The sequence below is a fragment of the Nonomuraea sp. NPDC003214 genome, from assembly GCF_053590035.1.
The window spans coordinates 245,727-256,245 of sequence record NZ_JBSFSX010000011.1 but is presented as its reverse complement, the minus strand read 5'-3'; the positions used below and the strand labels follow the sequence as shown (position 1 = coordinate 256,245).

Sequence of the window (10,519 nt, the reverse complement as noted above, 5' to 3'; positions counted from 1 at the left end):
GATCTGGCACAACGACAAGACCGGTCAGCCCATCGCCCGCTCACTGACCGCCTACGACCACTGATCCCAACCCCTTGGAATCAATCATCTAGGCGACGTCGGGCCGGGTCATCAGCGGTGATCGCACGTGCACCTCAAGGCTAGGGCCGGTCAGGGGGACGATGTTCCACGCCGCCACCGCCGTCCGCGCGACAGCGTCCACCACCAGCCTGACCCGGTGCGGCGTGGTGATGACGTAGAGCTCGGCGACGAACGTGTCGCCCTGCCAGGCGGCGGACGCCACGACGGGACGGCCGAGCGGCGCGCTCTCCCGCCACCCGCCGTGACCGGCCTCGACGACGAGGGACGCCCCGAGCCGCAGGAGCCACCCGCCGTCCACCGGGTCGGCCGCCACCGTGATCCCCTCGGGCAGCGGCGACCCTTCGGCGCAGGCGTCGAGCCGCGCCTCGACCGGACGCCCCGGCTCGGCGGCCCCCGGCACCGGCGCGAACGACAGCCCCCGCAGCCGCTCGGCCAGCTCCTCGTCGTCCCCGGCGCTGTCGGCCCGGTCCAGGCCGGGCAGCAGGCACTCCCAGATCGCGTCGAGCACGCCCTGCTCCTGGTGGTGGGCGCCGGTCAGCACGACCACCAGATCGTGCGACGGGGCGACCACGAACTGCTGCCCGAAGGAGCCGACGCCGTGGAAGCCGTGCGGCGACGTCCAGAACTGGTAGCCGTAACCGTCCAGGAAATCGGCGTTCCCCGGCATGTCCTCGGGCGGGAGCGGGTCGGCGTGCCGCCTGGTGGCGAGCTCGATCCAGGCGGCGGGCACGAGCCGCCGGTCCCCCCGGACGCCGCCGCGCAGCAGCAGCTCGGCGAAGGCGGCGACGGCCTCGGTGGTCAGGTGCAGGCCGTGGAAGCCGAACGCGGCGCCGCTCGCCACCCGGTCCCACTCGGCGTGATCGACGCCCATCGGCTCGAACAGGCGCTCGTCGAGCAGCTCCGGCAGGCCGAGGCCGGTGACCCGCTCGACCATCCGGGCCAGCACGTACGTGGTCGCGTTGTCGTAGGTGTGCCGGGTCCCCTCGAGGTCGGTGAACGGGATGCGCAGGAAGCCCTTCACCAGGTCGCCCGGTTCGAGCCGCCAGGCCTCGCCGAGGCTGTCCGTGCGGTATCCGGCCGTCATGGACAGCAGGTGGTGGACGGTGAGGCGGCGCGCCTGCGCCGACACGCCCGCCGGGACGTGGTCGGGCAGCACGTCCACCACCCGATCGTCGAGCGAGAGCAGCCCGTCGGCGATCGCGAGCCCCACGGCGACCGAGGTGAACGACTTGGTCACCGAGTAGAGGAGGTGCGGGCGCCCGGCCGAGTAGGGCGCCCACCAGCCTTCGGCGACGACGTGACCGTGGCGGACGACCATGATCGAGTGGCACTCGACGGACCGCTCCTCGAGCCGGTCCAGCAGCGCGGCGACGGCGCGGGACGACACCCCCGAGGCGGCCGGCGTCGAGCGCGGCAGCAGGGCGCGGTGAGAAGGCATCCCGGCACCGTAACAAAGCCACCGGAACCGCCCCACCGGTTTAAGGGCGGGCCCGGACCCGGGCGCGATGATCGCGCCGAGGCCGCGCCCGCCCGGCGTGCCTGCGTCCGGCCCGTAGCATGGGGGGCGTGCGGACGTTCATGCACGGGCCGGCGGCGTGGGGGGTCGAGAGCCCGCGGCGGCCCAGCCGGGTGGCCGGCGTCACCATGGCCGGGTTCCGCGTCCGTGACCTGGACACGCTCCGGATGGTGCCGCACCCGGCCGTGACGGTGGTCCTGGACTTCGGCGCCGGCTCGCCCGTCCTCGACGGCGCCCCCGGGCGCGGTCGGGGCGGCAGCATCGTCGCCGGGCCCGGCCTCGGGGCCGCGGGCGCGGTCCGGGTGCGCGGGGAGAACGTCGCGTGCGTCCAGGTGCGCCTGTCCCCGGTGGTCGCGGGCGCGGTCCTGGGCGTCTCCCCGGCCGAGCTCGACGGCGCCGTCGTGCCGCTGGACGACCTGTGGGGCGCGGAGGCGTCACGCATCCGCGAGCGGCTGGGCGGGGCCGCCTCGTGGCAGGAACGCTTCGCGCTGACGGACGAGCTGCTCGCCCGCCGCGACGGGGCCGGGCCGCCCGTGGACCCGGAGGTCGCCTGGGCCTGGCACCGGATCGCCGCCGGCCACGGGCGGGCCCGGGTCGACGGGCTCGCGGCCGAGGTCGGGTGGAGCCGCAAGCGGCTCTGGTCCCGGTTCCGGTCGCAGCTCGGGCTGCCGCCCAAGCAGGCGGCGAAGCTGGTCCGCTTCGACCACGCCGCCCACCGCCTGGTCGCGGGGGAGAGCCCGGCCCTGGTCGCGGCCGACGCCGGCTACGTCGACCAGTCCCACCTGCACCGCGACGTCCTCGCCTACACCGGGGCCACCCCCGCGACCGTGGCCGGCGAGGCGTTCCTGGCCGTGGACGACCTCGCCTGGCCGGGCCACGCGGCGCCCCGGCCGCCCGCGCTCACCCGGGCGGCACGGCGAGGCCCGCCGGGTCGAGCGGGGTCTTGAGCCACTTCCGCTCGCGCGCCAGGTCCGCCGGCCGCCGCAGCTCCTCCAGGTCCGGACGCCCAGCCTGATCCTCGGGGCGGCCGGCTCGGTGATGCGGATGTAGTGCGGCAGGATCGCCGCGACCTGCCCGGGGTCCTCCGCGGTCAGGCGGTGCGCCCGGGCGAGCGCGCGCGGAACGCGGCCGGCGTGGCCGGGTTGCGCCGCACCCAGTCGTCGCCGGCCATCCACCCGGCCCCGTGCAGCCCCCCGAACGCCGCGTAGCCCCCGAAAGGTTGGCACCGGACCCCGGACCCGGTTCGACACCCAGATGTCGGCTGCCGTTCACGAGGGGCGGCCATCGGCCGGAAACCAAGATCGGATAGCCTCCAGAAGTCAAGATCACTTCTGAAGGGACGAAGCATTGCCCCAGGCATGGAAGCTCAGGCTGGCCACTCTCGGCGCGGCGTTCGCGCTGCCGCTGGCGGTGATCGCGGTCCCCGCCCAGGCGGCGGAGCCGGCGCCGCTGCTCACGCCGGGCGAGCCGCAGGCCGGAGCCGAGGACCGCTACATCGTGGTCATGAAGCCCGAGAAGGCACGCTCGCGCGACTTACGCTCCTCGCTGGAACGTGACACCGTGGTGAACGGCGGCCGGGTCACCCGCCGCTACGGCAAGGCGCTGGCCGGGTTCGCGGCCGTCCTGCCCGGCAAGGCGCTGGCCGCGGTACGGGCGCACGCGGCCGTCGCCTACGTCGAGCGCGACTCCGTCATCACCGGCAGCACCGTGCAGCCCAACCCGCCGAGCTGGGGCCTCGACCGCGTCGACCAGCGCGCCCTGCCGCTCGACAACAGCTACACCTACAGCGCCACCGGCGCGGGCGTCACCGCGTTCATCGTCGACAGCGGCATCCGCACCACGCACACCGAGTTCGGCGGGCGGGCGTCCTTCGGCGCCAACTTCGTCGCCGACGGCACCACCGAGGACTGCCACGGCCACGGCACGCACGTCGCGGGCACGGTCGGCGGCGCCACGTACGGCGTGGCCAAGGCCGTCAACCTGGTGGCGGTGCGCGTGCTCAACTGCAGCAACAGCGGCCTGACCAGCGACCTGGTCGCCGCGATGGACTGGGTCGCGGCCAACCACCCGCCGCGCTCGGTGGCCAACTTCAGCCTCCAGGGCTACGGCACGGCCAGCAACGACGCCGCCGAAGGGCTGATCGACTCGGGCGTGCAGACCGTGTTCATCGCCAACAACTACAACACCGACGCCTGCACCAACGCGCCGCGCTCGCCGCGCGGGGTCGTGGTCGGCGCGACGACCATCCTGGACGAGAAGGCGAGCTTCTCCTCCTTCGGGCCGTGCGTGGACGTGTTCGCGCCCGGCACGGCGATCACCTCCTCGGTCAGCACCAGCGACACCGCCTCGGGCGCCTGGTCGGGCACGTCCATGGCCGCCCCGCACGTCACCGGCTGGATCGCCCGCCACCTCCAGGAGAACCCCGCCGCCACGATGGCCGACAGCAAGGCGGCCATCATCAGCAGCTCCACCAAGGACGTGCTGACCGGCATCGGCGAGGGCTCGCCCAACCGGCTGCTGTACGCCGCCCCCGGCCCCGCGCCGGACGACACGGTCGCGCCCAGCACGCCCGGCACCCCGGTCGCGAGCGGCCTGACCGCGCGCGGCGTCACGCTCACCTGGACGGCCTCCACCGACAACGTCGGCGTCGCCGGGTACGACCTCTACACCGGCGCGGGCCAGCCCGTCGGCTCCTACACCGGCACCGTCGCCCAGCTCGGCGACCTCGCCCCGGACACCACCTACACCTACTACGTCCGGGCCCGGGACGCGGCGGGCAACCTGTCGGCCCCGTCCGGCACCGTCACCGTCACCACCCCGCCCGACGCGGCGGCCGGCTCCTGCAAGGTGACCTACCGCATCACCTCGCAGTGGGACAACCAGTTCAACGCCGAGGTGACCTTCACCAACACCGGCCAGACCGCGGTCGACGGCTGGACCATCGGCTGGTCCTACCCGGCCGGCCAGCAGGTGATCAGCGGCTGGAACGCCACCTTCGCCCAGACCGGCACCGCCGTCACCGCGGCGAGCCTCGACTGGAACCGTGGCGTGGCGCCCGGCGCGTCGGTCTCGGCCGGGTTCAGCGGCAGCCACACCGGGTCCAACCCGGCGCCGGCGGCCTTCACCGTCAACGGCTCGCCCTGCACCACGAGCTGACGCGGACCGCGCGGAGGCGGAGGCGTGCCCCCGCCTCCGCGCGGCACCCCACTTCACGGGGCCCACGCCGGGCTGAAAGGGTGAGGGCGCTCCCGGGCCGCCGGAGGCTCAGGCCGTCTTGGCGGCGGCCCTGTCACGGGTCGCCCACAGGTAGACGAGCGCGCCGGCGAACAGCACGATCGAGGTCCACTGGTTGATCCGCAGTCCCAGGAGCGTCACCGCGTGGTCGACCCCGCCCACCGGGTCGATGCGCAGCCCCTCGATCCAGAACCGCCCGAGCGTGTAACCCGCCACGTAGAGGGCGAACAGCCGCCCCGGGCGCGGCGCGAACCGCCTGCCGGCGTAGAGGAGGGCGAAGCCGAGCGCCAGGCTCCACAGCGACTCGTACAGGAACGTCGGGTGGTAGAGCACGCCGGGCTCGCCGCCGTGTGCCCGATCGATCTCCAGGCCCCACGGCAGCGTGGTCGGCGAGCCGTACAGCTCCTGGTTGAACCAGTTGCCCCAGCGCGCGATCGCCTGCCCGAACGCGGTGCCGGGCGCGACCGTGTCGGCCACCTCGCCGAGGGACAGCCCCCGGCGGCGGCAGGCCAGCCACACGCCCACGCCGCCCAGCGCGACCGCGCCCCAGATGCTGAGCCCGCCCTCCCAGATGAACAGCGCCTGGTAGGGCTCCTTGATCGCGCGCTCGCCGAAGTACGTCTGCCAGTCGGTGATGACGTGGTAGAGGCGCGCGCCGACCAGGCCGAAGATCACCCCGGGGAACGCGATGTCGCCGATGACGCCCTTCTCGCCGCCCCGGGCGCGCCAGCGCCGCTCGCTCAGCCAGATGCCGAACGCGATCGCGACGATGAAGCACAGCGCGTACGCCCGGATCGGGAGGAATCCGAGATGCCAGACCGCTTCGGGAGGACTGGGGATCGAGGCGAGGGCCATGCGGGTGAGGCTAGCCCACGCGGGGCTGTCAGACGCGGGGCTGTCACACGCGGGGCCGCCTCAGGCAGGCCCGCTTGACGCGCGGTTCACGGTGCGCGGCAGCAGCGCGAGCAGCGCCACCAGGACGAGGGCGGCCGGCGCACCCCAGAACAGCACCTCCGGGACGGCGGCGGCGGTCGCCGACGGACCAGGGGGCCGCCCCTGGAGCTCGCGGGCCAGGACGCTGCCGAAGACGGACACGCCCAGCGACAACCCCAGCCCGCGGACCGACACCACGGCCGACGTGGTCGCGGCCAGGTCCGCCGGAGCGGCCGCGTTCTGCGCGACGACCACGAGGTTCTGCATCAGCAGCCCGAAGCCGACGCCCAGCACGCCGAGGACCACGGCCAGCAGCACGTACGGAGTGCCGGGCCCGAGCAGGCTCAGCAGCCCGAACCCCGCCGCCGCGATCAGCGCGCCGGCGAGCAGATACGGCCGGAACCGGCCGCTCGCCCCGATCCGGGCCCCGGCCAGCGAGGAGACCGCCATGAACGTCAGCACGTACGGGTTCAGCGCCAGCCCCGCCTGCGTCGCGCCCATCCCGTACGCGGCCTGCAGGTACGTCGGCAGGTAGACGGTCGAGCCGCCGAGCAGCGCGCCGAGCAGCGCGGTCGCGGGCAGCGCGACCCGCAGCACAGGATCGGCGAACAGCCGGGGCGGCAGCAGCGGGTCGGCCGCGCGACGCTCCCGCCACACGAACAGCGCGCCCAGCGCCACCACGGCCGCCGCCAGCGCGAGGATCACGCCGGAGTCCCACGCGTACGCGCGGCCGCCCCACTCGGCCACCAGCAGCAGGCTCACCATCGCGCCGGCGACCAGCACGGCCCCGGCCAGGTCGACGCGGCCGTTCCCGCCGATCCTGGGCAGCCGCAGCGCGAACGCGGCCAGCGCGACGGCGAGCAGGCCGAGCGGCAGGTTGACGTAGAAGATCCACCGCCAGCCCCACGCGTCCGTGATAGCGCCGCCCGCGAGCGGGCCGCCCACGCTGGCCAGCGCGAAGACGCCGCCGGTGAAGCCCTGGACCCGGCTGCGCAGCCGGGCCGGGTACAGCTCCGACAGCGCGATCGTCGGCAGCACGAACAGCGCCCCCGCCCCGACGCCCTGGAACGTCCTGGCGGCGATCAGCTCGGGCATCGTCCGCGCCAGCCCGCACAGCGCCGACCCCGTGACGAAGATCGCGACCCCGGTCACGAACACCGCGCGGCGGCCGAACCGGTCGCTGAGCCGCCCGTACAGCGCGCCCGTCGCGGTCGAGGTCAGCACGTACGCGGTGACGATCCAGCCGATCGCGTCCAGGCCGCCCAGGTCGGCCGCGATGTCGGGCAGCGCGACCGCCACCACGGTCTGGTCCAGGATCGACAGCAGCATGCCGATGAGCAGCCCGGCGGTGGCGAGCGGCACGTTGCCGCCGCGCGTCACCGCCGGGGCGACGTCCGCGCGCGTCATCGCCCGGCCCCCGCGAACGGGTTCGGCAGCCCGAAGTCGGCGCTCAGCAGGTCCTGGTCGAGCACCGCCGCGGCCACGGTGCCGCTTGCCGCGGCGGCGATCACCGCGGCCATGGGCACCGGCACGCCGGCCCGGCGGGCCATGTCGCCCGCGGCGTACACGCCGGGCACGCTGGTCTGCCCGAACTCGTTCACCTCCACGCACCCGTCGGCGAAGGCCGCGCAGCCCAGGCGGGCGGCCAGGCCGGAGCGCTGGCGCGGCACGTTGACGACGAACACCGCGTCCCGCTCCACCGGCGGCCCGGAGGCGAACGTGATCCGCTCCAGCCGCCCGCCGTCGCCCTCCAGGCGGGTGACGGCCTCCTCGCGGACGCCGACGCCGTGCCCTTCCAGCGTGGCCCGCGCCCGCGGGTCGAGCGGCCGGCCGTCGGCGCACAGGACGACGCCGGCGGCGAAGCGGCTGAGCTGCAGCGCCAGCCGGACGCGGGACGGGTCGGCGCCGAGCACGGCGACCCGCCTGCCGGTGCACTCGTAGCCGTGACAGTAGGGGCAGTGGAAGGCGGAGCGCCCCCACAGCTCCCGCACGCCGGGCGGGCCGGGAAGCTCGTCGGCCAGCCCGGTCGCCAGCAGCAGCCGCCGCCCCTCCACCGTGTCGCCGCCGGACAGCTCCAGCCGGAACCCCTCGCCGTCCCGCGCGCCGACCTCGGCGACCGTCCCGGTCCTGGCCCGCACCGACGGGTAAGCGGCCAGCTCCTCGCGGCCCAGCTTGCGCAGCTCGCCGGGCGGCGTGCCGTCCCGGGTCAGGAAGTTGTGCACGTTCGGGGCGGCGGCGTTGCGGCCCTCCCCGGCGTCGAGCAGCAGCGCCGATCGGTGCACCCGCCCCAGGGCCAGCGCTGCGGACATCCCGGCCGGGCCCCCGCCGACGATGACGACGTCGAACATCTCTTGCCTCCCTAGCAGTGATCGCTTGGCGTGAGGCAAGTGTGCAAGTTAATGTCAACATGAAGTCAAGCGCCCGGAGGAATGGGACCCGGCGGCCTTGCACCCCAGGCATAAGCTGTTGCCCATGACGCAAGAGGACGAGGATCTCGACCACCTGGTGCGCACCCGCATCCGCGCGCTGCGGGTCGCGCAGGGCTGGTCCCTGGAGGAGCTGGCCACCCGCGCCCGGATGAGCCAGTCCTCGCTGAGCCGCATCGAGAACGGCCGCCGCCGCCTCGCGCTGGACCAGCTCGTCACCCTCGCCCGCGCCCTGGACACCTCCCTCGACCAGCTCGTCGAGACCGCCGCCGACGACGTCGTCACCAGCCCGACGATCGACGCCGCCCACGGCCTGATGCGCTGGCCCGTCAAGGGCGACCCCGGCATGACCGTGATGCGCCGGCGCATCACCGAGCCGCCGCCCGCCAGCCCGGCCCGCATGCGCGCCCACCCGGGCCGCGAATGGCTGGTCGTCCTGTCCGGCACGGCCGTCCTCATGCTGGGCCACCGCCGCCTGCGCCTGGAGGCCAACCAGGCCGCCGAGTTCCCCACGATGACGCCGCACGCCATCGGCGCCGAGGGCGGACCGTGCGAGATCCTGGGCATCTTCGACCGTGACGCCCAGCGCGGCCACCACCGCGAGGGCGGCGACCGGCGGGACGACGTCCCCGCGTGAGGAGGATCCGGTGCTGACCGTTCGCGGCGTGTCGTACCTGGTGGACGACGCGCCCCCCGGCGAGGTCGGGCGGGACCTGCGGGTGATCCGCGAGGAGCTGCACTGCACGGCGGTGATGCTGATCGGCACCGACGAGGAGCGCCTGATCCGCGCCGCCGGACAGGCGCTGGACGCCGGTCTGGAGATCTGGGTCCGGCCGCATCTGCGCGACCGTCCCCGGCCCGAGGTGCTGGCGCACCTGGAACGGGTGGCCACGGCGGCCGAACGCCTGCGCGCCGCGCATCCCGATCGGGTGACCCTGCTGGTGGGCAGCGAGTTCTCCCACACCGCCCCGGGGATCGTGCCGCTGCCCTGGTCCTACCTGCGGCTGCTGGCGATCCTGCGGGCCCGCCGCCTGCTGCGCCGCCGCATCACCCGGAAGCTGGACGCCTTCCTGGACCGGGCGGCGCGGTGCGCGCGGCAGGTCTTCCACGGCCCGCTGAGCTACGCGGCCGCCGCCTGGGAGCAGGTCGACTGGTCCCGCTTCGACGTGGCCGGGGTCAGCCTCTACCGCTCGGGCGACGACCACGCGGGCTACGAACGGCGCCTGCGGTCACTGGTGCGCGACCAGGCCCGGCCGGTGGTCGTCACCGAGTTCGGCTGTGGCGCGTTCACCGGGGCCGACCTGCGCGGGGCGGCCTCGTTCCGCATCGTCCGCTGGTTCGCCGAGCAGCCCGAGATCCGGGGCGACCACCCACGCGACGAGCGCACGCAGGCGGCCTACCTCGGCGAGCTGATCGGCCTGTACGACGACGCCGGCGTGCACGGGTGCTTCGTGTTCACCTTCGCCATGCGGGGCTTCCCGCACCGCGACGACCCGAGGCTCGACCTGGACAAGGCCGGGTTCGGCATCGTGAAGGTGGCGGACGGCGACGACCCCGCCTGGACGCCCAAGGCGGCCTTCCACGAGGTGGCGCACCGCTACCGTTCCCTGTTACGGGAGAACCGGGCGAACAGGAAGAAGTAGAGCCGGATGTACTGCCCGACGAGGATGCCGTTGATGATGGTGCCCTCGCGGATGAAGTGCGGCGCCCCGAGGAAGATCAGCCCGATCGCCGCCGAGGTGACCAGCAGCGTGCAGTCGAAGGCCGTCTTGATGTTGCCCCACTTCCAGCCCGTCCGCTTGAAGATCGTGTTGACGAACATGTCGATCGGCATGAGCACCAGGTTGGCGCGGATCATCAGGAACAGGCCGAATGCGAGCGTCGCGTCCGCGAACACCAGGAGCGCGAACCGGCCGGCGTACGGCTCGACCACGATCCAGTCCGTCAGCATCAGGTTCAGGTCCAGGAACGAGGCCAGGGCCAGGGCCGGGATCAGCGACAGGAAGCTCCTGGCCTTGAAGTCCTTCGGCATGACCAGGTACGTCAGCCCGAGCATGACGAGTTCGAGCAGGAAGTTGAACGTGCCCTGGCTGATCGGCGGCAGCACCAGGGTCATCGTGCGGGTGAGGCTGCTCTGCGGCGAGATGCCGATGCCCGCCCTGATGGCCAGGCTGACGCCGAGCGTCAGCACGTAGATCCCGGCGGCGTAGGTGATCCAGCGCCGCACCAGGCTTCCGGTGTCAGCGACCCCGGCATCGTGTTCGTTCTGTAGCACAGTCTCTCCTCGGCTACGTGTCAGGTGACCGGCACCCGCTGACACTCGGTCGGA

The 10,519-nt window shown here is 74.1% G+C and carries 9 protein-coding genes; 4 read left to right on the top strand and 5 right to left on the bottom strand.

The genetic code is table 11. The features are described 5' to 3' along the window. Positions 1–88 precede the first annotated feature (88 nt). The gene (locus ACWDXC_RS33465) at positions 89–1,519 is read right to left on the bottom strand and encodes a serine hydrolase domain-containing protein (RefSeq protein ID WP_449988705.1); all 1,431 of its coding nucleotides are present in this window, start codon (positions 1,517–1,519) and stop codon (positions 89–91) included. A gap of 128 nt (positions 1,520–1,647) precedes the next feature. Here ACWDXC_RS33465 and ACWDXC_RS33460 point away from each other — a divergent pair, with 128 nt between their 5' ends. Beyond that, positions 1,648–2,544, top strand: coding sequence for a helix-turn-helix domain-containing protein (locus tag ACWDXC_RS33460; RefSeq protein WP_449988703.1), 897 nt, complete (start codon positions 1,648–1,650; stop codon positions 2,542–2,544). A 400-nt stretch (positions 2,545–2,944) separates the two neighbouring features. After that, positions 2,945–4,753: a cellulose binding domain-containing protein gene (locus tag ACWDXC_RS33455; RefSeq protein ID WP_449988700.1), complete on the top strand. Its 1,809-nt coding sequence runs from the start codon at positions 2,945–2,947 to the stop codon at positions 4,751–4,753. A gap of 108 nt (positions 4,754–4,861) precedes the next feature. Here ACWDXC_RS33455 and lgt read toward each other — a convergent pair whose 3' ends face one another. From lgt to ACWDXC_RS33440, 3 genes are read right to left on the bottom strand one after another with little or no spacing between them, the layout of a single operon-like run. Next, positions 4,862–5,686, bottom strand: a complete 825-nt coding sequence (gene lgt / locus ACWDXC_RS33450) for a prolipoprotein diacylglyceryl transferase (RefSeq protein ID WP_449988697.1) — start codon at positions 5,684–5,686, stop codon at positions 4,862–4,864. A gap of 60 nt (positions 5,687–5,746) precedes the next feature. Then, the gene (locus ACWDXC_RS33445) at positions 5,747–7,171 is read right to left on the bottom strand and encodes a DHA2 family efflux MFS transporter permease subunit (protein WP_449988694.1); all 1,425 of its coding nucleotides are present in this window, start codon (positions 7,169–7,171) and stop codon (positions 5,747–5,749) included. Continuing rightward, on the bottom strand, positions 7,168–8,112 hold the full coding sequence (locus tag ACWDXC_RS33440; RefSeq protein ID WP_449988691.1) for an NAD(P)/FAD-dependent oxidoreductase: 945 nt from the start codon (positions 8,110–8,112) through the stop codon (positions 7,168–7,170). Before ACWDXC_RS33440 ends, ACWDXC_RS33445 begins: the two co-directional genes overlap by 4 nt. A gap of 124 nt (positions 8,113–8,236) precedes the next feature. Between ACWDXC_RS33440 and ACWDXC_RS33435 the strand changes: the two genes are divergently transcribed. Together ACWDXC_RS33435 and ACWDXC_RS33430 are read left to right on the top strand one after the other, a co-directional pair. Further along, on the top strand, positions 8,237–8,827 hold the full coding sequence (locus tag ACWDXC_RS33435; protein ID WP_449988688.1) for a helix-turn-helix domain-containing protein: 591 nt from the start codon (positions 8,237–8,239) through the stop codon (positions 8,825–8,827). A 10-nt stretch (positions 8,828–8,837) separates the two neighbouring features. Next, on the top strand, positions 8,838–9,833 hold the full coding sequence (locus tag ACWDXC_RS33430; RefSeq protein ID WP_449988685.1) for a hypothetical protein: 996 nt from the start codon (positions 8,838–8,840) through the stop codon (positions 9,831–9,833). On the opposite strand, the gene ACWDXC_RS33425 is transcribed toward ACWDXC_RS33430, so the two are convergent. Further along, positions 9,788–10,465 carry a YczE/YyaS/YitT family protein gene (locus ACWDXC_RS33425; RefSeq protein WP_219509055.1) on the bottom strand — a complete coding sequence of 226 codons (678 nt, stop codon included), beginning with the start codon at positions 10,463–10,465 and terminating at the stop codon, positions 9,788–9,790. The genes ACWDXC_RS33430 and ACWDXC_RS33425 overlap by 46 nt on opposite strands. Positions 10,466–10,519 lie beyond the last annotated feature (54 nt).